The following is a 24,944-nucleotide window of genomic DNA, read 5'->3' as shown; positions in this document are numbered from 1 at the left end:
CTTTTCCAATAAAAAATGACAAAAAAACACCCGTGCCTGCGTACCAAGAAAAACACCTTCTTTTCTTTCGCATGAACTCTTCCTCCTTATTCCCAATTCTGGCCTGCACGGCCCTCCTTGCCTCCCCCCTGCACGCCCAACTCTACTCCCTCCACGGGGACGGCGTCAAAAACGCCGACCGGGTGGTGGAAAAAGCGGATTATTCCGATTACGAACTCGTCTGGCACGACGAGTTCGACAAGGACGGACGCCCGGACCCCGCCAAATGGAATTACGAACATGGTTTTGTCCGCAATAAGGAGGCGCAGTGGTACCAGCCGGAGAACGCCTATTGCAAGGATGGAATGCTGATTATTGAAGGCAAAAAGGAAAAACATGCCAATCCCCATTACGATCCGGCAGGGAAGAGCTGGCAGACCACGCGGAAGGAAGCGGACTATACCTCCGCCTCCCTGACCACGCGCGGGAAATTCTCATGGCTGTACGGCCGCTTTGAAATCCGCGCCAAATTCAGCCCGCGGGAAGGCATGTGGCCCGCATTCTGGACCATGGGCGTCAAGGAAGGCTGGCCCATGTGCGGGGAAATAGACATCATGGAGTATTACCAGTCCACTTACCTGGCCAACCTCTGCTGGGCCTCCCCCAAAAAACACGTGGGGAAATGGAGCACCACCTACACGCCGCTGAAATGGCTTCTGGAAAAGCACGCGGACTGGGCGGACAGCTTCCATGTCTTCCGCATGGACTGGGACGAAAAGGAAGTGCGCCTGTATGCGGACGACATTCTGCTGAACAAGACCCCCCTGGACAACACCATCAACGCCGTTTACAAGGAAATAGACAATCCCTTCCGGCAGCCCCACTTCATCATCCTGAACCTGGCTCTTGGCGCCACCGGCGGCGACCTGAACAAACTGCCCCTGCCTCAGAAGTATGAAATAGACTACGTCCGGATTTACCAGAAAAAGGATTCCCCGCACAAGGGCACCATCCCGGACCAGCCGGAAAAGAAGCGGCAGCCCTCCCGGTAACCGTGCCGTCTTAAGACAGGGGCGCACGGAACGGACGGAAGGGGCAGGGTAAAAAGGAATCCGGCTCATGGTGCCCGTCAGGCCCGCTTATCCCCTGCCATTTCCTGTTAAAAAGGCCACGCCTCCGGAAAAAGGGGGCAGACCGTTATTCCACGGCTTTTCCCTTGAGAACCAGGAGAATGTGCTCCGCCATGAGCCCATGCCCTTCCGCATTGGGATGCACGCCGTCCACCAGCAGGTTGTCCCTGCCCTTCATGACCTTGTTCAGGTCAATGACTTTGGACCTGGTGCTTTTAGCCGCCTGCCGGATGAGCGGGATGACCTCTTTTTCAATGCATTCCTTGCTGATTCCCCCTTCCCGGGCCTCCTGGGACGGAATGGGCAGCAGGCAGTATACCTTCAGTTTGGGATTCTGCTTGCGGAACTCCGCGATGATCTCCTTGTAATTGTCCACGAAATCATCCTTGTGGCTCCAATTTACCTTTTTGCTGTCATTGGTGCCCAGGCCGATGAGCAGCACGTCAGGCTTGAACGCCAGAGCGTCCTGATAAGCCTTCTCCCGCGTGATGGGGCGGTCTCCCCTGAACAGCAGGCACCGGGCGGAAACGCCGAAGTTTCCTACTTCCGCCTTCTTGTCCAGTTCTTTGGCTATCCGGAAAACCCAGCAGTCTTCCTTTTTGACCAGCATTCCGGCTGTGATGCTGTCCCCCAGACAGGCCAGCTTTACCGCGGCGGCGCATTCCCCCGGCAGAAAAGAGGCCAGCATGCATACCCACAACAGAATAATAATTTTTTTCATGGAACAAAAATAATCGGATGAAAATGACTTACTGGAAGCGGCTGTGAAAGTAAAGCCTCCACTCCCGCCTGCTCCCTGGTCTTTTTCCGCGGCGTTCCGGCATGAAAAAACCCCGTCCGGAAAAACCGGACGGGGTTTTTTAAATAATCAGGGAGAACGTTCAGTTCACGCGGCCCAGGTAGGAACCGTCTTCCGTTTTCACGGAGATCTTTTCACCGGGCTTGATGAAGAGAGGAACCTGCACCACCAGGCCGGTGGTCATTGTGGCGGACTTGTAAACGTTGTTCGCGCTGTCGCCCTTGACGCCTTCCGGAGCTTCCGCCACTTCCATGGTGATGGCGGCGGGAAGTTCCACGGAGACCACCGTTTCATCCGTGAAAAGCAGGATGTAGATATTGCCTTCCATCAGGTAATCCTTCACGGGTTCCACGATTTCCGGAGACACGGTGATGTCTTCATACGTATCGGGATTCATGAAGTGGTAGCCCATGCCGTCAATGTAGCTGAACTCATATTCCTCACGGGCGAGGTTCACGCCTTCCAGGGATTCATTGGAAGTGAGGCGAAGGTTGTACACCTTCTTGGTGGAAATGCTGCGGATGCTCATTTGCACATAGGAAGCCATGCGGGGGGGGCACTTGTGCTCCATGCTGACCACGACGCAAACGTCATTGTTATGATTAACCGCGTGTCCCTTGCGAAGATTGATTACGGGTACTTTTGCCATGCGGCCCGTACCATACCATGTTTTCCCCTCCCGTCAAGCTGAAAAAACGCGCCAAACCCTTGATGCGCTTGGAGAAAACGCCTTTTGCACGGCAGCAAAAACAAGCGGAAAACCACTGTTTTCACCGGCTGAGATCCTGCTGGAACAGGACCTTGATGCCGCTGGAATTCAGTACGGTCCGCCCGAAGTTGAGGTCATCCACATGGAGGGCGACCAGGGAGCCACGCCCCGCGCAAGGCAGGAGCGGATACAGGAAGTTGACGTTCATTTCCGCGGCATACAGCGCATCCAGGCATTTCTTGAGGTCCGCGGGGCCGTGGCGGAGGACGGCTACCAGCACTTCGGATTCCGTATAGCAGATGCCCTTTTCCAGAAAGATTTCCGACGTCCGCTCCGGATCGCTGACGATCAGGCGCGCAATAGTCGCCTCATGGCAGTCATGCATGCTGAAGCCCAGGCAGAAGATGCCGTGCATGTCCAGCAGGCCCAGGAGGGCGGACAACGCCCCCACCCGGTTCTGGAGCATGATGGAATATTGCTTTATCGCATTGCCGGGGGCTTTAATGGATTCATCCTTCATGACAATAAAGCAGAGGCTGGGTTCACTATTTAACGTATGTCTTCAGCACGCGCCTGATGATGGCAAGCGCCTGCTGGACTTCTTCTTCACTTACGTTCAGGGGAGGCAGGAGGCGCACGGTTTCAGGACCAGCAGGAACGGAAAGCAGGCCTTCCTGCCTCAGGGCTTCCACCACCACGGAGGCAACCGTCTTGCCCTCCGGCGCATCCACCATTTCCGGGTTAAGGCCGATGCCCAGCAGAAGGCCCAAGCCGCGCACGCCCTGAACCACGGGCAGGTTCCAGGATTCTATTTCCGCGCGGATTTCCGCGCCCAGGCGCTGCGCCCGTTCCGGGAGGCCCTGGGAGACTACTTCCCTCAGCACGGCCAGGCTCACGGTAGTGCCAAGCGGATTGCCGCCGTACGTGGAACCATGGGAACCGGGGTCCATGATGGAGGCAAGCTCCGTGCCCTGGTCGTCAATGGCGCGGTCGGAAATCCAGAAGCCGCCGATGGGGAAGCCTCCTCCCAGCGCCTTGGCCCAGGAAATGCCGTCCGGCTCCACGTCAGGCGCAACGGCGCGCCATCCCATGATGTCGCCGCAGCGGCCAAAGCCGCACTGCACTTCATCCATCAGCAGAAGCAGATCATGCTCCTTGCACAACTGTGCCAGCCCGCGCAGGAATTCCGGGGTCACGCAGTTGACGCCGCCTTCACCCTGGATGGTTTCCAGCATGAAGGCTACGGTTTCCGGGCGAATGGCTTCACGGGCCGTTTCCAGGTCATTGAAAGGCAAGTGTCGAAAGCCTGGCAGCATGGGGTCAAAGCCTATCTTGATTTTATCCTGCCCCGTGGCGGACATGCTGCCCAGCGTTCTTCCGTGGAAGGATTTGTTGAACGTGAGCACTTCAAAACGGGGCTTGCCGTCCGGCTGGGGCTTCCGGTGCCCGTAGCGGCGCGCCACCTTGATCAACCCGTCATTGGATTCCGCCCCGCTGTTGGCAAAAAAGACTTTTCCCGGACGCTCCACGCACCTGGTCACGATGAATTCCGCCAGATCCGCCTGCTGGGGAATCTGGTACAGGTTGGAGCAGTGCACCAGCGTGGCCGCCTGCTTCTGCAGGGCCTGCGTTACCGCGGGATGGCAGTGCCCCAGCACGCAGGTGGCAATTCCGGCACAGAAGTCCAGATAGCACTTCCCGGTGCTGTCCCACAGGCGGGAACCTTCCCCGCGGACGGCAGCCATGGGATAACGGCCATAGGAATGAAGTACGTACTGGTTGAGTTTTTCTTCTGTGTTCATAAGCTAAGGTAATACGCGTGTAGTTTGCGCTTCTGGCCTCGTCTGTAAATGATTTTTTTGGGAGCCACGTCATGATTCTCACATTTTGCCGGGCACGGTGGTCATACTTCTGTTCCGGAGGGGGAAGTTCATTTTTTCTTTTCTTTTATTCTTTTGCCTTCAGAATGAAATAAATCATCAACACCGATTCATCATGGCCCGCTTTTTCAACGTCAAAGGATTTCTGGAGGAATTCAAGGCATTCGCCCTGAAAGGCAACGTGATTGACCTGGCCGTGGCGGTCGTCATCGGCGCCGCGTTCAACAAGATTGTTTCCGTCTTCGTCTCCAGCATCATCACCCCCATCATCGGGTACCTCACCTCCGGCGTAAACCTGGCCTACCTGACCTTGAAACTGGGGGATGTGGAACTGAAGTACGGGGAGCTGCTCCAGGCGACCATTGACTTCCTGATCATTGCCTTCTCCGTCTTCGTGGCCATCAAGCTGATCGGCACGATGAGGCGCAAGAGCGAAGAAACGCCCGCGGCCCCCGCGCCCAAGCCGGATGACGTCGTCCTGCTGGAACAAATCCGGGACATCCTGCAAAAACAGGCGGACTCCAAATAACCGCTCCAGGTTTCCCGTGCCGGGTCCCGGCGGAACCGGCACATTTTTCCTCTTTACTTGTTCCCTTGCGGGCGGGAAAGTGGCGGCATGATTTCCCCGCTGCGCTCCCTGGCCTGTGTCCTGCTGCTTGCCCCGTCCCTGCTCACGGCGGGGGAGGCGCAGCGCTTCGTTCTGGAACATCCCTACCCCGTAACGGAAATACGCGAGCCGGACCGGAACGCCCCCGTCACCAGCGTCATCCTGATGATCGGGGACGGCATGGGCATCCATCACCTTTCCGCCGCCTGGGCGGCCAACCGGGGCCGCCTGTTCATTGAAAACTGCCCGGTCACGGGCATTGCCAAAACGTGGTGCGCGGATAAGCTGGTGACGGATTCCGCCGCTGCGGGAACCGCCATGGCCACGGGAACCAAGACGCTCTACAAGAGGGTGGCCGTATGCCCTAAGGGCAACAAGCTGGATTCCCTGGTGGACAAGGCGGCGGACATGGGCAAATCCACCGGAGTAATCGCCACCTGCGAGCTGAACGACGCCACTCCGGCCGCCTTCTGCGCCAACAATGAACAACGGTCGGATTCCTACGGCATCATCGGGGATTATCCCCGTTCCCGCGCCGACTTCATTTTTGGCGGCGGGAGCAAGTATTTCACGCAAAGACCGGACGGAAGGGACATTTTCAAGGAGATGGAGGCGCAGGGCTACCGGATCGCCCGCACCTGGGAGGAAGCCGCCGCGCTGCCGCCCGGAAAAACGCTGGCCGTCACGGCCCCCGGCAACCTGCCCCCTCCCTCCAAACGGGGAGACGTTCTGCGCCAGGCCACGCTGAAGGCGCTGGACGCCCTTTCCCGGAATTCCAACGGATTTTTCCTGATGGTGGAAGGCTCCAACATCGACAAGGCCGCGCACAGCAACAAGCTGGAGGAGATGATGGAGGAGCTCCTGGATTTTGACCGGACCGCCGGGGCCGTGCTGGACTGGGCTTCACGCCATCCCGGCACGCTGGTCGTCATCACGGCGGACCATAACACGGGCGCGTTCGCCCTCACGGGAGGCAACCGTGAGAAGGGGGAAATAACAGCCCGGTTCGGGTCCGGCAGCCATGACGGCATAGCCGTTCCGGTTTATGCCTTCGGCGCGGGAAGCGGGGCCTTCACGGGCATTTATGAAAATACGGACATCTTCCGCAAGATTATGGAAGCCTTTAAAAAAGGAACGCCCGGGCCCGCAGCCGCACGGCAGGACAGCTGAACGGGCCGTTCCGGCCTCCCCCCTACCCGGTTAGGCCCCGTTCCGCCGCGGCTCCTCCATGTGCCGCGCCACGAGCCCGGCCCCCACGGTAGCCAGGCCGCCGATCAGGAACACGGCCTGCGGCCCTCCCGTATTCATCCAGATCACGCCGCCCAGCACGCCGTAAGCGATGGAGGCCACGTGGTTGATGGCCAGCCCGGTATAGATGCTGGGGGTGATGTCCTCCGGCTTCTCGCAGATGCGGGCCACGTAAGTGCTGCGGGCCATGCCCAGGGCAAACAACAGGTTATCCAGCACAAAACAGGCGGTCACCACCCCCACGGCCCAGTGCAGGGGCAGCAGCTCCGGGGCAAACGCGTACGCCAGGCACAGGACGGACAGCGCCATGCTGTCGAAAATCGTCACCTTCCTCTCCCCGTATTTCTTGATGCTCCAGCCGATGAGAGGCTGGGTGCCCAGCCCGATGACGCCGGCAATCAGCAGGGTTTTTCCGATGTAGCCGGGCGGCTGGCCCAGCGTGCTGACCATCAGCCAGAAGCCGAAGGTCAGGTACAATTGCTTGCGAATGCCGTGCAGGATTTCCAGCCCGTAATAAACGGCGTACCTGCGCTTGAAGACGAAGCACTGCCGCCATCCGCGCCGCTGCGGGAAGACCGGCGTTTTCACACGGCTCAGGAACACGAACGCCAGCAGGCAAACGCCGCCCGTAATGAAGAAGTCCACGGCAAAGGACTGGTTGAATTTCCACTTGATCCAGACGCACAAGGCGCCCAGCAGCGCGGCCGCCGTCCCCAGCGCCTTCATCTGCCCCAGCCTCAGGCTGCGGTTTTCCGGGCGCGCCGTATGAATGACGATGGTGTCAACCATCCCCATCAGGACATGCTGCCCCAGGCTCACCGTCAGGATCCACGCGGAAAGCACCCACAGGCTGGTTCCGGCGCTGCACGCGGCCAGCGCGTACATGCCGCCGAACATCAGCAGGCACGCCACCCCCGCCACGCGCACCTCATTGAACATGAACAGCAGGCTGACCACGAACAGGGACAGGATGCCGGGCAATTCCCGGGGGAGTTCAATAAACCCGCGCATCTCCACATCCAGGTGCTGGGCATCACGGAGGAAGTTGCTGAAAATGAGGTCATACACGCCGCTCCCGAACTGGCCCAGAAAGAGGGCCAGCAGCACAAATACCATCGTCTTCCTGACAGGCGGGGAAGCGGGATTACTCATAGCGCGGGGATACTCTCACAGGAGCCCGGGCGCGGCAACCGCTATTTTTATGCGGCGGCTTTTCTTCCCGCGGCGGAAAAAAATGCCACAGAGAAGAATTTTTGGGGCAAATGCCGCGTACTTAAGCTATGCTTTCCAGACATCTTTTCCCTGCCATGGCTTTCTGCTTATCTCCGTTCTGCTGGGGCGCCGCATCCGCCCCGGTTCAGGAAACGCCCCACATCATTCCGCTGCCCGCGGCCATGCAGGTTAAAACCGGGGAACCCGGTTTCTCCCTGAAAGAAGGCGTCAAACTGCCGGAGGGGCAGCCCCTCTCCACCCAGGCGGAACGTATTTTCAAGGATAACGGCATCAAAACCTCGCTGGTTAAATCCGGCGCGGACGTCGCCTTTACGGAAGACGCGGCCCTGGGCAGGGAAGGTTACCGCGTTGCCGTAACGCCGGACTCCATTTCCATTGCCTCCGGAGCCCCGAACGGTGCCCTGTACGCTCTTCAAAGCCTCATGCAGAGCATCGCCACGGACGGGAACGGAGACCCCGCCCTTCCCAGCATGGACGTGAAGGACCGGCCCCGCTTTGCCTGGCGGGGCCTGATGATGGACAGCTGCCGCCACATGATGCCCGTGCGGGACATTAAAAAGATCCTGGACCTGATGGAGAGGTACAAATTCAACACCCTGCACTGGCACCTGACGGACGACCAGGGGTGGCGGCTTCCGGTTGCCAAGTATCCCCGGCTGACGGCTGTCGGCGGAGCCCGCGTGCAGTCCCCCGTCATCGGCAACCGCAACAAGCCGGACGGCACCCCCTACTCCGGTCATTATACCGCGGATGAAATCCGGGAGGTGGTTCAATATGCCAAGGACCGGGGCATCACCGTCATCCCGGAGGTGGAACTGCCGGGCCACGCCTCCGCCGCCATCGCTGCGTATCCGGAACTGGGCAACACGGACATTCCGGGCTTTGCTCCCAAAGTGCAGGAAACCTGGGGCATCCACCCCTACACGTTCGCCCCCACGGAAAAGACCTTCCGCTTTCTGGAAGACGTGATTGACGAAGTGTGCCACCTGTTCCCGGACAGTCCCTACATCCACATAGGCGGGGATGAAGCGCCCAAGGACCAGTGGAAGCAGTCCGCCGCGGCGCAGCAGGTCATGAAGGAAAACGGCCTTGCCAATGAAAACGAACTCCAGAGCTATTTCATCCGCCGCGTGGAAAAAATGATCAACAAGCACGGCAAGAGGCTCATCGGCTGGGATGAAATCCAGGAGGGCGGCCTCTCCCCCACCGCCACCATGATGGTTTGGCGCAGCTGGATGCCGAACAGCGCCCGGCACGCCCTGGAACAGGGCAACGACGTGGTGATGACGCCCAACAGCCATCTGTACTTTGACTATGACCAGGGCCCCGGCAAGCCGTCCGCCCCGGAATATGAAACCATCAACAATGACAACCTGGCCTGGCAGCGCGTGTACTCCCTGGAACCCGTCCCGCAGGGCACGCCCAGGGAACGGGAAAAACAGGTGCTGGGCTGCCAGGCGAACATCTGGACGGAATACATTCCCAACCTGCCGAAATGGGAATACCACGTCTTCCCCCGCGCCCTGGCGCTGGCGGAAGTGGCCTGGACGCCGCGGGAACTGAAGAACGAGAAGGATTTCAAAAACCGCATGGAACGCGAACTCCCGTTCCTGGACGCCCGGCGCGTCAACTACAAGCGCCCGGACAACGGGGCACCCGCGCAGCCGGATGCCGTCATTACCCGGGAACGCCGGTAAAAACGGGAGGAACGCCCTGCCGGGCCTCCTTCCGGAGGCCGCATTATGGACTAGCCAACCTTCACGAAAACCAGTACATTGGCGGCATTATGAATTTGGAACTGCTTCGTCAGGTTTGCGTAACTCCGGGTGCTCCGGGGTTTGAAGACAAAATCCGTGATTTTATCATCCAGGAAGTGGCCCCGCTGGTGGACGCCGTGCGCGTGGACAATCTGGGCAGCGTGATTGCCATCGTGGAAGGCAAGGACACGGAAAAAACCATGATGGCCGCCGCCCACATGGATGAAATCGGCTTCATGGTCCGTCACATTGACGACAAGGGGTTCATCAAATTCCTTCCCCTGGGCGGTTTTGACGCCAAGACGCTGACGGCCCAGCGCGTCATCGTCCACGGCAGGAAGGACCTCATCGGCGTCATGGGCGTGAAACCCATCCATGTGATGTCTCCCGCGGAACGCACCAAGCTGCCGGAAGTGACCGATTTCTTCATTGACCTGGGCATGAGCAAGGAGGAAGTGGAAAAATACGTTTCCGTGGGCGACTCCGTCACCCGTGAACGCGACCTGGTGGAAATGGGGGACTGCGTCAACGTGAAGTCCCTGGACAACCGGGCCGGGTGCTACGTGCTCATTGAAGCCCTCCGCGCCATCAAGGCTTCCAAAAAGAAGCCCTCCTGCAACTTCGTGGCCGCCTTCACCGTCCAGGAGGAAGTAGGGCTGAGGGGCGCCCAGGCCGGCACGCTGGACATCCAGCCGGACTTCTCCATCGCGCTGGACGTCACCATCGCCTGCGACATTCCCGGCACCCCGGCCCACGACCAGGTCTCCCATCTGGGGGCGGGAGCCGCCATCAAGCTGTATGACGGCTCCGTGATTGCGGACCGCCGCATGGTGAAGTTCATGAAGGCCATGGCGGACGCCAACAAAATCAAATGGCAGGTGGAAATGCTGCCCGCGGGCGGCACGGACGCAGGCGCCATGCAGAAGTTCGTACCGGGCGGCTCCATTGCCGGGGCCATCTCCGTTCCCACCCGCAACGTTCACCAAGTCATTGAAATGGCGCACAAGGATGACCTGGACGCTTCCGTAGCGCTCCTGACCGCCTGTGCCATGAACGTGGACAAATGGGACTGGTCCTGGAACTCCGTCAATGAATGCCCCGCGGAAAAACCTGCCAAGGCATCCAAAACGGCAGCCAAGTCCGCCAAAGCCCCCGCCAAAAAGAAAAAGGCCAAATAACACGCCTTACCATTGATTCATCACACCCGGCAGGCCGCCCCGGAAACGGAGGCGGCCTGCCTTGTTTTTGGGCATCTTTCCGCGTTTTCAAGCATTCCGCCAGCACGCCGTACCCGGCCCTGCCCCGTTCAGGCAAGGCGTCTCCCCATAAAAAATCCTCCGGTATCCAAAGATACCGGAGGAGAATCAATCCTGGAAAAGAAAGTTACTTGGCGGCGGGAGCGGGAGCTTCCTTGGGAGCGGGGGCGGGGGCCGGAACGGCGTCCACTTCCACTTCTTCTTCCTCCACTTCAACGCCTTCTTCCGGACCGGAGGCTCCGGTCTGCTTCATGGCGTCCTTCAGCGCCTGGCTTCCGAAGAAGTCAGCCTGCTGCAAACGCTGCATGTCGGTCATCATGCCCATGAAAATAGGCAGGAGTTCAGCCTGGCGCGCCTGCATGGCGGCATCCATTTCAGCCTGGACCTTCTGGGCGCTCTTGGAAAGGGCTTCACCCTTTTCATTGATCTTGGCCATCTTTTCAGCGGCCGCGTCTGCGGTGGCCTTGTCCTTCACCGTGCTGAGCGTGGCGGACATTTCCTTCATCAAAGCCAGCATCTGGTCAGCGGCTTCCTTTGCTTCCTTGGAAACTTCAGCGGCCGGCGCAGCGGGCGCGGCAGGGGTTTCAGCGGCCTGGGCGGGTGCCGGAGCCGGGGCGTCCTGAGCGGAAGCCATACCTGCAAATGCCAGGGCACATGCCGAACTAATTGTTACAATGCTCTTCATAACGTTTCCGTTGTACAGGTTCATCCTGCACCCGTCAATGACTCATTGTGTAACATCTCCCCGTGATGCCGCAGAAAGAGGAATTTGCATTTTTTCTGCTCTAAAAGGATTTTTTCAGTTGCTTCTTTTTAGAATTATTATAAATTCATTCCCGATGACTAAAACCATAGAAAACCTGAAAGCCGCCATTACGGGAGAAAGCACAGCCTCCGCCACGTACGCGGCCTATGCCGCCAAAGCGGGCCAGGAAGGGCAGCCCCTTATCCAGCGGCTGTTTGAAGCCGCCTCCAAGGCTGAATCCGTACACGCCGCCAACCACAACAAGGTTTTGGAAAAACTGGGCGCCTCCATGGACCCTATCGACATCCAGATTCATGTGGGAACCACCGCGGAAAACCTGAAAGCCGCCATTGCCGGGGAAACCCATGAATTCGAAAGCATGTACCCCGAATTCATCGCCGTGGCGGAAGAGGAAGGCCAGAAGGCCGCCGTCCGTTCCTTCACGTGGGCCACGGAAGCGGAAAAGGAACACGCAGATTTTTACGCCGCCGCCCTCAAGGCCCTGGAAGACGGAGACACCAGCGCCCTTCCCAGGCAGTACTGGATCTGCCTGGTCTGCGGGGACACCTTCAAGTCCCTGGAAGGCGTGGACGCCTGCCCCCTCTGCGGAACCAAGGCTGAAAAATTCCTCGTCATCGGATAAACTCCGCCTGAGCACCGGAGGCCATCCATGGCACATGAAAACCGCCCGGAACATTCCGGGCGGTTTTTTACAAGCCGGAACCCCTGCCACTTGCAGAAGCGGTCCACGGGAAAGAACCCTACCTGTCTTTTTCCTCCCCGCTTTTCTGGTTTTCCAGGCTCCAGGTTACGCTGATTCCCTCCCCAACCTGTTTTGAACATTTCATTGGGGGCTCTTCCCCATGCTTGAACATCAAGTACATGGCCCCGCTTTCAGCAATGCCGCAGGCAACCAGTCCCGCAAAAATCATGACGATGCCGAATACAACGGATTTTCTGCACAACGCGGCAATGGCACAGGCCACGGAAGCCACCGCCAGCAGAATGCCGGCTACTCCCAGCGCTATTCCAGGGATTAATCCGGTACTGGAAAGCGCTCCAAGCCATGGCAGAACAGCGCCTGCCACGGCGCAAGCGACGGCCGCGCCTTTGAGAGTACCGGAACATTGTGCCGCAACGGATTGATTATCCATAAGTTTCATATACTCTTCCTGGATCGTTTCTGTCAACCATAACCGTGAAGCCTGCCCTTTTACGGCTTCCCGGCGGTCATCCCTCCTCACGCTGTATCCGGATTTGCTTCCGGCATTCCACGGGAGGACCTTGGCCACGCTTGTTCACCATATAATTACATGCGCTTTCAGCGACTCCGGCAGCAATCAATCCAACAAAAATCATCAGGATTCCAAAGGCAAAGAATTTTCTGCATAAGATAATGGCGGCACAGGCCACGGAAGCCACACCCAATGCCATGCCGGCCTCCCCCAATACCATTCCGGGAATATAACCGATGCCGCAAGCGGTAGCCATCCATGACAGTGCCAGGGCAACTATCACACAGACAACGGAAGCTATCTTGAGGCCATCGGAGCCCTGCCGCCCAACAGGTTGATTTTCCATGGGTTCCCTATACTACCTCAGAATTGTCATTGTCAATAACAACAGGGAACAGGTCTTTTCCTTTTACGGAGAAAGAGCACGCCGGAAAAAAGGCCCTCCATATTCTGCTTGAGCATCACTGTGAAACCCTTACAATGGCGCCCCCTTCAAGCAGGAAGAATACTTTATCCTTTCTTTGCGATGACCCCTCCCCATGCACCCACCCGTTCCGTAGAACGGTACGCGGACCAGCCAGGCGTTTTTTCCGCCGTGTTCCAGGCTCTGCGCGCCGCGTTCTTCCCGCGCCGCATGCGCTGCCTGTGGGCGGCCGGCCTTGCGGCGGCCCTGGTGGTGAATCCGTATGTACTGAATGACGGCCAGAGTGTGCTGATGAGCTGCATGGGCATCGCCTGTTCCGCCTCCCTGCTCTGCGGCATTATCCTTCTCTGCCTGAAATACCGCTTCACCGCGTACGTGGTTCTTCCTGCCGTCATCCTGTTCAACGCGGGCCTGTACATGATGCAGATGCGGTACGGGCTGACCCTGAACCTTTCCGTCCTTTCCAGCATGGCGGAGACCAATTTCCAGGAAGCCTGCGCTTTCTGCACCGCCGCCACCGTCACCGGGGCCCTGCTGCTGGCGGGTTTCATCTACCTGGCCATTTACTGGAGCCGCCGCTCCCTGCGCCAGAAAGCCACGTGGGGCGCGCTGGCCTGCATCTGGGGCCTGTACGGAATTTTTCTGCTGCTGGGCATTCCGGCCACCTCCTACAGCTCCGAACCCCTTTACCTTTACTACACCTCGGACAAGGCCAAGGGCTGGCCCCTCGTGGACTTCGTGATGGCGTACAAGCTGGCGGACGAATACATCACCCAGGACGCAAGCAGCTTTAATGAGCTCCGGAACCTGCCGTCCTGCGCGGAACCCCTTTCCGGGTGCGACGCGCCGGACGATCTTGCCGTGGTATTCCACATGGGCGAGAGCGTGCGCGCGGACCATCTTTCCCTCAACGGCTACCACCGGAACACGATGCCTCTGCTTTCCCGGGAACCCAACGTGGTTTCCTTCCCCCACGCCACCTCCTTCGGCATCGTGACCCGGATTTCCGCCATCGGCATGTTTACGGATGCGGAACTGTCCCGCCGCCGTCCCGGCCATTCCTCCTTCATTGACCTGTTCAACAAGCACGGCTTCCGCACCGTCCGGATCATGGACCTGTGCGGAGACTCCATCCATGATTATTCCCTGGGCATCCTGACCCGGAACTGCCGGGAACGGAAACAGACGCTGCCCCTGCACCAGACGCCCGGAATGATGCAGGAACGCACCTCCCTGGTGCTGGAGGAATCCCTGAAACAGCATGGACGGGACAAGCAGTTTTACGTCATTTACAACAACGGCAGCCACATGGCGTTCAGTTATCCGGAGCAGGCCGGGCGCTTTACTCCGGCCTCCTGCAACATGGATGACCCCAAGGCCCATCTGGAAGAAACCGTCAACGCGTACGATAATTCCATCGTGGACCTGGACGCGTCCGTCCACCGCATGATTGCGCAGTTGAAAGACAGGCCTGCCATTTATTTTTACTGTTCCGACCACGGGGTAGCCCTGGGGGAAGAGGGAAAAATGTTCCAAGGGCACGTACTGCCTCCGGTTTACCGCCCCGCGATGTTCGTCTGGTATTCCGACGCCTTCGCCTCGCGCTATCCGGACATGGTGCGCGCCCTGAAGGCCAACCGCCTGAAAGCCGTTTCCCACGACCACATTTTCCACACTCTTCTTTCCCTGGCTTCCATCCGCTCGGAAGTCGTCAGGGACGGCCTGAACCTGGCCTCTCCGGACGCCCGGGAAACCCCAGCGCCCCTCCAGCCGGAAATGCTGGCGGAGTGGCTGGCCGCACCCGCGCAGCAACAGCCGCCCCGGTAAAAGAGAAAAGGGCGGAGAAGGCTTGCACAGCGCCCATCCGCCCGGGGCGCCAAACGGCCGGATATCCTACCGCACCTTCACCCGGAGGGGATTCCCGATGCACTCGCGGACACGGCGCGCTTCCGCTTCCCAGTCCGCGGCGGATTTAACCGGTGAGGCCTTGTCCCAGACGGCTCCCATGTACCAGTCAAAAGCCTTTCCGTTCCCGATCTCCCGGGTCCAGTAGGTGCACCCCTCCGACTCCACTGCCCGGCCTTCCGGAAGCCACGGTACGATCACCGCGGTTCCAAAGCGCCCGTCATTCTTCCGGGGGCTGCTCCACGCAGTAATCAGCCCTCCGTTCTTCCGGTCCGCCGCCACCGTTTCATAATTGTTCCTGCCCTTTCCGGTATCCATTCCCACACCCGCCTTCACCGTTTCAGCTCCCTGAATGGACAGGGTGCTGCGGACTTTGGAAAAACGGCTTCCCGCATCCAGGGTCACTCTCCGCTTCTCCGCCACGCGCACGCCGCCGCCAATGTTCCACGGCGCATAAACCACCTCAAAGGCGGTCTGGACCGGACCGTTGTACAGGGTGCGGGCGCTGGCCCAGTTGCCGGACGCATGCGGTTTCCCATCCCTGAACACGGCAATGCCTCCGCAGCCGCGGCCCGGTCCCACGTTATACATGTCCAGGCCGCTGCCGTGGTCCCGATGGTAATCTCCCTTCTTGTAAAATTCATTGATGACGGGAACTCCCGCACGCTTGCTCCACACATCCGTTCCGCTGGAAACCAGCCCTTCCCCCGCCGGGGCGGGTCTGGCAACGGCCGGGCCGTAAATCCGGTGCGCCGTAAGGTCGTTTTCCCACGCAAAATCATCCAGGCGCTCCGGCACAGGGCGGCTGAAACAAACGTCCGCGGAAGGGGCCGCCTTCAGGGAGGAACGGTCCAGAATCCAGAAATCACGGGCTGTTCCGGGCCGGAAATTGCCCTGGAACAGGAGGGTATCCTTCCTGCCGTCTCCATCCGTATCCACCGCCTGGTGAGGAATCACCCGCCCGTGGCGCACGTCAAAGACGCGCAGGGACGCCGCATCCCCGGCAGCTCCTGGCGGCAGCGGAACCGCCACGGTTTCTCCGGGCCTGAACATGTTCAGGGGATTCGTGACGGTCACGGTCTTTTTCTGCGGATGGTCCCGGCCAATGACGTACTTGCGCAGCTCGGTGCCGGCCATCAGGTAAGCGCCCGCGCCGTACACTTCCGTATCCTCCCCGGAATAATGCCCCGGCTTGTCCGCAATGGGCTGCACCCAGCCCAGCGCGCCTTCCGCGTTGACGGAATCACAGGCGGCCTTCCAGGCCCTGCGGATGACGGGAAGGTATTCCTTCGCGTCCAGATACCCCTGGTTCACTCCCCACAGCATCCCGTACACGATAAACAGGGTGCCGCTCATCTCCTTCAGGGGCGGCTCTTCCGGATCCAGCAGGCTGGCGTGCCAGGAACCGTCGGGCGACTGGCATTTTTTCAGGGACGCCGCCAGGCGCTTGAGCAGGTCCACGTAAAAGGGACGGGTGGGCCAGTCCGCGGGCATGTCCTGAAGAATAAGCGGCAGTCCGGCAATCACCCAGCCGTTGCCCCGGCTCCAGAACATCTTTTTCCCATTGCCCGCCGGAATGGTGAAGTAACGGGAATCCCGGAAAAACAGTCCTTCCTTCCGGTCAAAAAGATAGTCGCAGGTGAGCTTGTATTCCTTGTCCATGAATTCCAGATAACGGCGGTCCCCGGTATAGGCCGCCAGCTTCACGAATACCGGAGGGGACATGAACAGGGCGTCCGACCAGCTCCAGCGGTCCTGGCACCGGGGTGTCTGGAACTGGAGGGAGGCGGAGGAAGGCCGGTTCATTACCTTGTCCAGCACGGCGCGTATCTTTTCCGCCGCAGCGGGATTGCCGTCTTCCATCGCCATTTCCATCCAGGCATGCCCCACGGCGTGATCGTCCGCATGGTAATGCCGTTTCAGGGTTTTCCATTCCTGTTCCTTCCCCGCTTTCCTCAGCAGCGGCAATCCCGGCCCTTCCGGAACGGACAGGCCGTACTGCACCATGCCGGAATAAAAAGCCCCGTAGGTCCAATGCAGCGGCGAGCGCTTTTTGGGATGCTCCGCCTGCCATTCCGCCACCAGTTGGAGATTGTCCCGGATGGTCTTTTCATTCCAGTCCGCAGAAGCGCCGGAAGCAGGATTCCCCGCAGAGAGAAGGGGAAGAACCAGCATCAGGAAGGATTTCCGCCATCCGCTTTTTGTAGAGAAAAAGAAACGCATTTTATTGATACGGAAAAAGCCGTACGGAAATTTCTCCGCAAGGGATGATTCTTCTTTTCATTCTATCCGCTTTCCTCCGGACCGGGAAAGGAGGCAAGGGCACATATGGTGCCATGACGGAAAGGAATGCCGCGTTATCAATCATTCCGCACCCGGCATATACAACATGATGTATACTAACAAATATTTAATACATCATTTATACATTTTCCTTGCGGGAAGTTCCTTTCTGTGGTTCATTGCGTTTCAGCGCAGGTAACGGAAGACGGTGAAAATCCGTCGCGGACGCGCCGCTGTAACCGGTAGACGATGGACCGGACACTGACTGCCCAGGCAGCCGGGAAGTCCCCATCACATGTCGCACCGGAAGCCAGAAGACGACCTGATGCCCCCGTATCCCATCCCGCGGACAGGATGAACATACGCACAGGTCCTCATCGTGCCCCTTGTTAAAAATGCACGCATGCGGCGGCCCCTGCCTATGATTTTTCCAGGCTTTTGCCCAGGCTCGCGGATGAGCGGTCATTATCCCTTCCAAGCGAGACATCCACCATGGCAACAAGCATCATCAAACGTTCCGGAAAAAAGGAACAATACCAGGGCTATAAAATTGAGGAGGCCATCAAAAACGCCTTCCACAGCTCCGGAACCGCCTACAACCGTTCCATTTATGAGGAAGTGGAGGCCAAGCTGACCCACCAGGACAGCGCGCACGTGGAAGAAATCCAGGACATGATTGAACGCGCCCTGTTCCGGTGCGGATACTTTGACACGGCCAAAACCTTCATCACCTACCGCTTCCTGCACAAAATGCAGCGCGAACAGCTCGGCGGCCTGTATTCCGGCAACACGTACGTGGACTGCAAGCAGACGGTGGAAGAATACATCGGCCAGAGCGACTGGCGCATCGCCGCCAACTCCAACACCACGTATTCCAACGCCGGGCTGATTAACAACACGGCGGGCAAGGTGATCGCCAACTACTGGCTGGACCAGGTTTACTCCGCCCGGGAAGGCGCCGCCCACCGTGAAGGGGACTACCACATCCATGACCTGGACTGCCTGACCGGGTATTGCGCCGGGTGGAGCCTCCGCAACCTGCTCAATGAGGGATTCAACGGCGTGCGCAGCCGCGTGAACAGCCGCCCCCCGCGCCACTTCCGGGAAGCCCTGGGCCAGATGGCCAACTTCCTGGGCATTCTGCAAAGCGAATGGGCGGGCGCTCAGGCGTTCAGCTCCTTTGACACCTTTCTGGCGCCCTACGCCTTCAAGGACCAGGCGGACTTCACGCGCATCAAGAAGGACATCCGCAGCTTTGTCTACAACCTGAACGTGCCCTCCCGCTGGGGGCAGTCCCCCTTCACCAACGTCACGATTGACTGGACCGTGCCGCGCGACCTGCGGGACCAGGCCCCCTTCAGCGGCGGGGAGCACCTCTTTGAAGGGATGGAGGACCCGGACCTTCTGGCCCTGGCGCGGGAACGCGGCGCGGACAAGCTGACGGAACTGACCTACAAGCACTTCCAGAAGGAAATGAACCTGATCAACAAGGCCTTTTACGAGGTGCTCACGGAAGGGGACAGCACGGGACAGCCCTTCACCTTCCCCATCCCCACCGTCAACATCACGGAAGACTTTGACTGGGAGGGGGAAAACGTGCCCCTCCTGTTTGAAAACGCCGCCAAGATCGGCTCCTCCTACTTCCAGAACTTCATCGGCAGCCAGTACACCGTGAATGAAAACGGGGAACGCGTGCCGGACGAACGGGCCTACAAGCCGGACGCGGTGCGCTCCATGTGCTGCCGCCTGCAACTGGACCTGCGGGAGCTGCTCAAACGCGGCGGCGGCCTCTTCGGCTCCGCGGAAATGACCGGTTCCATAGGCGTGGTGACCATCAACCTGGCCCGGCTGGGCTACCTCTTCAAGCAGAACCGGGAAGCCCTGTTCGCCCGGCTGGGGGAACTGCTGGACCTGGCCAAATCCTGCCTGGAAAAGAAAAGGGCCTTCGTGCAGGAGATGTATGACCGCGGCCTGTACCCCTACACCAGGCGCTACCTGCCCACCTTCCGCAACCACTTCTCCACCATCGGAGTCAACGGCATGAACGAGCTGCTGCGCAACTTCTCCAACGACACGATGGACATCACCTCCGAACAAGGCAGGGCCTTTGCGGAAGAAATCCTGGAATTCATCCGCCTGCGCATGCAGGAGTACCAGGAGGAAACGGGCAACCTGTACAACCTGGAAGCCACGCCCGCGGAAGGCACCACGCACCGCTTCGCCCGCGAGGACCAGAAACGCTACCCGGACATCCTCCAGGCGGGGCCCGTGGGGCAGCGCTACTACACGAACAGCTCCCAGCTTCCCGTGGACCATACGAGCGACCTGTTCCGGGCGCTCCAGCTCCAGGACGAACTCCAGTGCTGCTATACGGGGGGAACCGTCTTCCACATGTACATGAATGAAGCCATCAGCTCCCCGGAAGCCTGCCGGAACATCGTCCGCAAGGTGCTGACCCGCTTCCGCATGCCGTACCTGACCGTCACTCCGCTCTTCTCCGTCTGCGAGAAGCACGGCTACCTGCGCGGGGAACACCAGTACTGCCCCTTCTGCGATGAAGAGCTGCTCCACATTCACAGGCATGAATAACCCTTTTCAACCGACCGCCTCGTTTCAAAACCCAACCATTAATACGACAATGACCAAACAGGAAATATTAAGCAAATACGCACAGGACCGGACCCGCTGCACCGTTTACACGCGCGTCATGGGCTATCACCGCCCTGTGGAAACCTTCAACGCCGGCAAACAGGGCGAGTTCCATGACCGCGTCCACTTTGTGGAACCGGGCCGTCCCTGCCCCTGCTCCGCCCGGACGGAACAGCCTCGGTAATTTTCCCAATAACATATGCGAAGTCAATGGGAACGGGCCGGGGCATAGCGGACATCACGCCGCTCACCTTGCTGGATTTTCCGGACAAGGTGGCCTGCATCTTCTGGCTGAGAGGCTGTAACTTGTTTTGTCAGTACTGTTACAACGTCTCCCTGGTCAGAGGAACGGGCTCTCCTGCCGGAGACCGGACGGACTACCTTGATTTCCTCAGAGATCGGGTGGGATTTCTGGACGGGGTAGTCCTGTCCGGCGGCGAATGCACGCTGTGTCCCGACCTTATCCCCATCTGCCGCGAGATACGGCAGCTAGGCTTCGCGATTAAAATAGACACCAACGGCACCAGGCCCGGCGTGGTGAAAACGCTGGTGGAAGAGGGGCTTTGCGACTACATTGCCCTGGACTACAAGGCACCCCCGGAACAGTACGGCGCCGTCACCGGAAGGCCGGACCTCTTCCCCTCCTTTTCTGAAACGCTGGACTACCTGATCGCCTCCGGAACCGCTTTTGAAGTCAGAACCACCGTCCATCCCGATTTATTGACGGAAGATCACGTCAACAACATCATACGTGACTTGACAAAGCGCGGGTATGGGGGCAACTACTTCGTGCAAAATTTCTACCTGACCCAACAAACACTCAACTCTCTTCCCGCGCCAAGCCGGTTGTTTGACCGGACCCGGCTGGAGGCCGCCTCCATCCCCGTCCGTTTCCGCAATTTTGAGTTCGTCCCGGGAGAAGACTGACCCAGCCGACCATGTTCGACATCCTGCTCAATCACAACACCCTGGTTCTCTTCGGAATCATCTTCTTCGGCATCGCCCTTGGCAGCATTAAAATATACGGCCTGAACCTCGGCCTCTCCGGCGTGCTCTTCGTCGCCCTGGCCGCCGGGCACTACCGTCTGGCCATCCCCAACGGCGTAGGGCAGCTGGGCCTGGCGCTTTTCGTTTACTGCGTGGGCCTGAGCGCGGGCAACCGCTTCTTCTCCGCCATCGCCAAGCAGGGCAGCAAGCTGGCAGTCATGTCCGTGGTCATTGTAGGCGTTTCCGCCCTCTTCACCTGCCTGTTCGGCATCTGGTTCGAGGTGCCCGCGGGAATCTCCTCCGGCATCTTCGCCGGAGCGTGCACCAGCACCCCGGCGCTGGCGGCGGCCACGGAAAGCCTGCCGGGAGCCTCCGGCAGCGGCGTCAGCATCGGCTACGGCATCGCCTACCCGTTCGGCGTGGTGGGCGTGGTCCTGTTCGTCCAGCTTCTGCCGCGCCTGCTGCACTTTGACCTGAACAAGGAAGCCAAGGCCATGCACTCCAAGCAGGAGGCCAGCATCATCTCCCGCCTGGTCCGCGTCACGCAGCCCAACCTGATCGGCCAGAACATTGCGGACTGCAAGCTGCTGGACGGCCTGCACTGCATGGTCACCCGCGTGGTGCGCAACGACAGGCTGATGCCCCTGACGCCGGAAGACACGTTCCGGGAAGGAACGGAAGTCCTCATTGTGGGCAACAGTGATACGATGCCGCACGACGCCGCCTTCCTGGGGGAAGTATGTGACAACCCCTACCCCATGGACTCCCAGAAGGAGCGCCGCAAGCTGATCCTGACCAACAAGAACTACGCCGGGCGCAAGCTCCGCGACCTGAAAACCCTGCGTACGGACGGCGTGATCATCTCCCGCATCTCCCGCCTGGGCTTCACCTTCGTCCCCACCGGGGACACCACGCTGGAGCGCAATGACGTGCTGACCGTGGTGGGTTCTCCGGAAAACCTCACCAAGTACGGGGACAAAATAGGCCACCGCAGCCAGGACATGAACCAGACGGACCTTCTTTCCCTCGGGTTCGGCCTCTCGCTCGGCATCATTCTGGGGCTGGTCAACTTCAGCCTGGGCAACGGCCTGGGCATCTCCCTGGGGATTGCCGGCGGTCCGCTGATCGTGGCCCTGCTGCTGGGCCACTTCGGCCGCCTGGGGCCCATCGTGGGCTACATCCCGCGGCCCACCCGCCTTCTTTTACAGGATCTGGGTCTGGTCTTCTTCCTGGCGGACGCCGGCATCAAGGGCGGCGCAGACCTGGTCACCACCGTAGCCACACACGGCGCGGCGGTCTTCATCATGGGCGTCATCGTCACGTGCTCCGGCATGTTCGCCGGGTACTTCGTGGGCATGAAGGTCTTCAAGATGAACATCCTGGAATGCCTGGGCGGCATCTGCGGCGGCATGACCTCCACCCCGGCCCTGGGCGCCATCGCCAGCAAGACGGACTCCCAGGCTCCCGTGGTCAGCTACGCCACCGCCTACCCCGTGGCCCTCATCCTGATGACCATCATCGCCAAGGTCATCATCCAGACCATTGGCGGCGTGGTGGGTATTTAACAAGGGCGGAAACAATCCGGCCCAAAAAACAATCTTCTCTACTTTACCACCTCACCAAGGGGTTCCATTCTTTTCCCGAATGGAACCCCTTTTTCATAAATCCTCCGGAGAGGGTAGAAACGAAATAATCCCAGGTCCGGTTCCAGCAGTCTAATTCCTCTCAAGACCAATTATCTTAATTTGTTGTTCTTTTAATACAGAAAAAACTTTTCATTATCAATAATTTACAATATTTGTATCACCATTATTACGGTATATAAGTAAAACATACGATTATTTTTCATAATCAAAAAATACATCTTTTTATTGACATTCTATCAATTTTCTCTAGCGTATATTTACCCTTTCAACCTACCCTGAGTACCTTATGAAGAATATCCTCTGGATTTTCCTCTTCAGTATACTTATGTTGCCAGAGAGCCCTGCCGCGCTGGCTTCATCTGGATCAGACATACAGACACTACTTTCTGAGGGACGCTCCTCCTTCATTGCCGGTAAAGCCCGGGAAGCCCTGCGCAACCGGCTTGACTCCGGTCCGCTTACTATTGAAAAAATACGAGAACTGATTCATTCTCCACAAGTAGCGTCACTGTGCTACCTGCACCAATTTTTTAATACTGCTGAAGATGGCAAGCCGTTTACCCAGAAGGAACTCAAGGATCAGGACTTCAGGGAATGGCTTTCCAGCCATCCGGAAGTGTTTGAAATGCTCGCCCAATCCGGTCCTGCCAGCAAAAATACCCTTTCCGTTTTTTACCAAATCTGGAATACTAGGGATCAAAAGCTCAATTCTGTTGAACTCAGCATGGCGCTTGGAGCCGCCCTTGTTGCGAACACCTTCTCTCCCGAGGAATGCATCGCCAAATTCAATTTCTACCGGGATTCCCATCACCACGCCAGATGCTATCCACAAGCAGACAGCTTGCAACCCTGGGAATGGGCCATTGTATTCCGGGGTAAAGAAAGCCTTGAAGACCTCGCATGGGCACAGCAATTCATTGAGGGGAAAAAAATCAAACCGGAGAAAGCCGGAAGCAGATTCACCGGCTTCATTCCCTACCGTAAAAAGAATGATAAAGGTGTCAGCGTTCATGCTGGGGCCGCTTTTTACGACCACAAGCCCATCACCCTGAAACTTTATACTGAATATGGCGGCGTATGCGGCGCTGTTTCCAAAGGCGCGGCGGGATTCTTGCGCTCCAAAGGAGTTCCCGCTTATCCGATTGGGCAACCAGGGCACTGCGCCTTCGTGTGGAAACATCCCAACGGCCACTGGCAAATCGGCAATAACATCGGCGGATGGAACTGGGCCAATGGAGGGCCCCAAATTCCATGGAAAGGTCCCATTCAACTGGTGCCAGCTTACGATTCATTCATTCATCATCCCAATGCGAAAGAATCGACTTTAACGTATTATCTGTCCTTCTGCACACAGAAACCGGAGCATGCGGATCTGCTATTGCGGGAAGCGCGGAAATTCAATCCCTTCAACTATCCTGCGTGGCTGCGTTATTTGAACTTCAAGGCCAAAAACGCGAATGATCGACAAAAACTCATCTACCTCAAAGAGCTGGCTCAAACCATACCCAACGAACACAACCTCATTTGGCATGTGGCAAGCAAAGTGTTGAATATCCGAGAAAACAGAGTTAATCCCTATGAACTTTACTCTTGCGTGCTCGGACCGGATTGTACCCCTCACGGGGAAGAACTCTTCAACCGTCTGGCTTGGAATAGACTCATTACAAACTGTCTTGAAATCAAATGTATAGCTGAATACAAGCCAGGCTTCACCGGGAAACATTTGTCCATATGGGCCCAAAAAGCAAAACACGCCGTATGGACACCCAAAATGAAAAAATACTCTGTCCAGATGCTACAAGATGCAATCATTGCCTTAGAAGGGAAAGAACAGACGAAACGGCGCTACGTAGAGGCCTACCAAAGCCTGCTAGATACCTGGAATGATGGGAAATTAACCCGGGAGGGAGAAGAATTTATTAAAAAGAATTTCATTCCGACGAAATGAACTCCAACACCACGAAAAAAATTGACATGAGAAAGAAATCAATAGTAAGACTACTCACATACATTATAGCAGTAGTCATTGGCTCGTTTACCTCTCTGCCCGTCCAAGCAAAAGACTGTGACTATGAGATAAAATTTTTCCCTTATATGACTTCTAATGGGGCCTCGACGGCAACATTGGATACACTGGGAAATACATTAGATGGAATTGCAGCAAAAGTATTAGAAAAAGTAATCTACGATGCTATCGGGAATGCTAGTGGAATACTCAAATTGTCTGAGGCAATGAAAACTGATAAGGTATTCCGGAATGTGCATATCATTTATCTCTATCGATTCACTCATCAAAAGAAACTAATTGGATCATGGCAAATCGCTCAGAAGAATAATATCATGCGGAACGGAGTGGACTACCACCAAGCAAAAGACATTCCTGGTGTTATCAGAGAAGGAAAGCAACAGATTAGAAGGCAATTAGAAAAACAATTGAAGGAAGATTGCAAAAACCACCAGTAAATCAATAGA

The 24,944-nt window shown here is 57.9% G+C and carries 22 protein-coding genes and 1 riboswitch; of the genes, 13 read left to right on the top strand and 9 right to left on the bottom strand.

What is annotated here, in order from left to right; genetic code table 11:
* The first annotated feature begins 71 nt into the window (after positions 1 to 71).
* Positions 72 to 1,031, top strand: a complete 960-nt coding sequence (locus tag ABGM91_RS04920) for a glycoside hydrolase family 16 protein (protein ID WP_354834166.1) — start codon at positions 72 to 74, stop codon at positions 1,029 to 1,031.
* A 145-nt stretch (positions 1,032 to 1,176) separates the two neighbouring features.
* On the opposite strand, the gene ABGM91_RS04915 is transcribed toward ABGM91_RS04920, so the two are convergent.
* The 4 genes from ABGM91_RS04915 to ABGM91_RS04900 form a co-directional block, all read right to left on the bottom strand.
* A complete protein-coding gene (locus ABGM91_RS04915) occupies positions 1,177 to 1,830 on the bottom strand; it encodes a GDSL-type esterase/lipase family protein (protein WP_354834164.1) in 654 nt (217 codons plus the stop codon).
* A 160-nt stretch (positions 1,831 to 1,990) separates the two neighbouring features.
* Positions 1,991 to 2,557, bottom strand: coding sequence for an elongation factor P (gene efp / locus ABGM91_RS04910; protein WP_215428635.1), 567 nt, complete (start codon positions 2,555 to 2,557; stop codon positions 1,991 to 1,993).
* A gap of 121 nt (positions 2,558 to 2,678) precedes the next feature.
* Positions 2,679 to 3,137 (bottom strand): hypothetical protein, encoded by a 459-nt coding sequence (locus tag ABGM91_RS04905; protein ID WP_290566158.1) that lies wholly within the window; start codon positions 3,135 to 3,137, stop codon positions 2,679 to 2,681.
* Positions 3,138 to 3,162: 25 nt separating this feature from the next.
* The gene (locus ABGM91_RS04900; RefSeq protein WP_290566159.1) at positions 3,163 to 4,419 is read right to left on the bottom strand and encodes an acetylornithine transaminase; all 1,257 of its coding nucleotides are present in this window, start codon (positions 4,417 to 4,419) and stop codon (positions 3,163 to 3,165) included.
* 193 nt (positions 4,420 to 4,612) lie between these two features.
* Between ABGM91_RS04900 and mscL the strand changes: the two genes are divergently transcribed.
* Both mscL and ABGM91_RS04890 read left to right on the top strand, forming a co-directional pair.
* Positions 4,613 to 5,026, top strand: coding sequence for a large conductance mechanosensitive channel protein MscL (gene mscL / locus ABGM91_RS04895; protein WP_354834161.1), 414 nt, complete (start codon positions 4,613 to 4,615; stop codon positions 5,024 to 5,026).
* 87 nt (positions 5,027 to 5,113) lie between these two features.
* Positions 5,114 to 6,274, top strand: a complete 1,161-nt coding sequence (locus tag ABGM91_RS04890) for an alkaline phosphatase (protein ID WP_354834159.1) — start codon at positions 5,114 to 5,116, stop codon at positions 6,272 to 6,274.
* Positions 6,275 to 6,304: 30 nt separating this feature from the next.
* Here ABGM91_RS04890 and ABGM91_RS04885 read toward each other — a convergent pair whose 3' ends face one another.
* A complete protein-coding gene (locus ABGM91_RS04885; RefSeq protein ID WP_290566162.1) occupies positions 6,305 to 7,504 on the bottom strand; it encodes an MFS transporter in 1,200 nt (399 codons plus the stop codon).
* 155 nt (positions 7,505 to 7,659) lie between these two features.
* On the opposite strand from ABGM91_RS04885, the gene ABGM91_RS04880 reads away from it, so the two are divergent.
* Positions 7,660 to 9,282, top strand: a complete 1,623-nt coding sequence (locus tag ABGM91_RS04880; protein ID WP_354834156.1) for a beta-N-acetylhexosaminidase — start codon at positions 7,660 to 7,662, stop codon at positions 9,280 to 9,282.
* Between the two features lie 89 nt (positions 9,283 to 9,371).
* Entirely contained in the window at positions 9,372 to 10,520 is a 1,149-nt protein-coding gene (locus tag ABGM91_RS04875) for a M42 family metallopeptidase (RefSeq protein WP_354834153.1), read from the top strand.
* Between the two features lie 205 nt (positions 10,521 to 10,725).
* Here the strand turns inward: ABGM91_RS04875 and ABGM91_RS04870 are convergent, their stop codons facing one another.
* Positions 10,726 to 11,232: a hypothetical protein gene (locus ABGM91_RS04870; RefSeq protein ID WP_290566164.1), complete on the bottom strand. Its 507-nt coding sequence runs from the start codon at positions 11,230 to 11,232 to the stop codon at positions 10,726 to 10,728.
* 205 nt (positions 11,233 to 11,437) lie between these two features.
* Between ABGM91_RS04870 and ABGM91_RS04865 the strand changes: the two genes are divergently transcribed.
* Positions 11,438 to 11,986: a ferritin family protein gene (locus tag ABGM91_RS04865; RefSeq protein ID WP_215428643.1), complete on the top strand. Its 549-nt coding sequence runs from the start codon at positions 11,438 to 11,440 to the stop codon at positions 11,984 to 11,986.
* 118 nt (positions 11,987 to 12,104) lie between these two features.
* Here the strand turns inward: ABGM91_RS04865 and ABGM91_RS04860 are convergent, their stop codons facing one another.
* Together ABGM91_RS04860 and ABGM91_RS04855 are read right to left on the bottom strand one after the other, a co-directional pair.
* Positions 12,105 to 12,533: a hypothetical protein gene (locus ABGM91_RS04860; protein WP_354834149.1), complete on the bottom strand. Its 429-nt coding sequence runs from the start codon at positions 12,531 to 12,533 to the stop codon at positions 12,105 to 12,107.
* A 40-nt stretch (positions 12,534 to 12,573) separates the two neighbouring features.
* A complete protein-coding gene (locus ABGM91_RS04855) occupies positions 12,574 to 12,924 on the bottom strand; it encodes a hypothetical protein (protein WP_354834146.1) in 351 nt (116 codons plus the stop codon).
* A 180-nt stretch (positions 12,925 to 13,104) separates the two neighbouring features.
* Here ABGM91_RS04855 and ABGM91_RS04850 point away from each other — a divergent pair, with 180 nt between their 5' ends.
* Positions 13,105 to 14,829 carry a phosphoethanolamine transferase gene (locus ABGM91_RS04850; RefSeq protein ID WP_354834143.1) on the top strand — a complete coding sequence of 575 codons (1,725 nt, stop codon included), beginning with the start codon at positions 13,105 to 13,107 and terminating at the stop codon, positions 14,827 to 14,829.
* Positions 14,830 to 14,895: 66 nt separating this feature from the next.
* Here the strand turns inward: ABGM91_RS04850 and ABGM91_RS04845 are convergent, their stop codons facing one another.
* A complete protein-coding gene (locus tag ABGM91_RS04845; RefSeq protein WP_354834140.1) occupies positions 14,896 to 17,130 on the bottom strand; it encodes a glycoside hydrolase family 88 protein in 2,235 nt (744 codons plus the stop codon).
* 215 nt (positions 17,131 to 17,345) lie between these two features.
* A riboswitch (cobalamin riboswitch) is annotated at positions 17,346 to 17,531 on the top strand.
* Between the two features lie 151 nt (positions 17,532 to 17,682).
* On the opposite strand from ABGM91_RS04845, the gene ABGM91_RS04840 reads away from it, so the two are divergent.
* From ABGM91_RS04840 to ABGM91_RS04815, 6 genes are all read left to right on the top strand, one after another.
* Positions 17,683 to 19,779 (top strand): ribonucleoside triphosphate reductase, encoded by a 2,097-nt coding sequence (locus ABGM91_RS04840; protein ID WP_354834137.1) that lies wholly within the window; start codon positions 17,683 to 17,685, stop codon positions 19,777 to 19,779.
* Positions 19,780 to 19,828: 49 nt separating this feature from the next.
* Positions 19,829 to 20,023: an anaerobic ribonucleoside-triphosphate reductase gene (gene nrdD / locus ABGM91_RS04835; RefSeq protein ID WP_215428675.1), complete on the top strand. Its 195-nt coding sequence runs from the start codon at positions 19,829 to 19,831 to the stop codon at positions 20,021 to 20,023.
* A 26-nt stretch (positions 20,024 to 20,049) separates the two neighbouring features.
* Entirely contained in the window at positions 20,050 to 20,766 is a 717-nt protein-coding gene (locus ABGM91_RS04830) for an anaerobic ribonucleoside-triphosphate reductase activating protein (RefSeq protein WP_354834134.1), read from the top strand.
* Positions 20,767 to 20,777: 11 nt separating this feature from the next.
* Positions 20,778 to 22,391 carry a TrkA C-terminal domain-containing protein gene (locus tag ABGM91_RS04825; protein ID WP_354834131.1) on the top strand — a complete coding sequence of 538 codons (1,614 nt, stop codon included), beginning with the start codon at positions 20,778 to 20,780 and terminating at the stop codon, positions 22,389 to 22,391.
* A gap of 367 nt (positions 22,392 to 22,758) precedes the next feature.
* The gene (locus tag ABGM91_RS04820; RefSeq protein WP_290566173.1) at positions 22,759 to 24,420 is read left to right on the top strand and encodes a hypothetical protein; all 1,662 of its coding nucleotides are present in this window, start codon (positions 22,759 to 22,761) and stop codon (positions 24,418 to 24,420) included.
* Positions 24,417 to 24,935, top strand: a complete 519-nt coding sequence (locus ABGM91_RS04815; RefSeq protein ID WP_354834128.1) for a hypothetical protein — start codon at positions 24,417 to 24,419, stop codon at positions 24,933 to 24,935. The genes ABGM91_RS04820 and ABGM91_RS04815 overlap by 4 nt, the downstream gene beginning before the upstream one ends.
* The last annotated feature ends 9 nt before the right edge of the window (positions 24,936 to 24,944 follow it).

The organism is Akkermansia muciniphila (assembly GCF_040616545.1).
GTDB lineage: Bacteria > Verrucomicrobiota > Verrucomicrobiia > Verrucomicrobiales > Akkermansiaceae > Akkermansia > Akkermansia muciniphila_E.
This window is presented reverse-complemented; position numbering and strand designations above follow the sequence as displayed.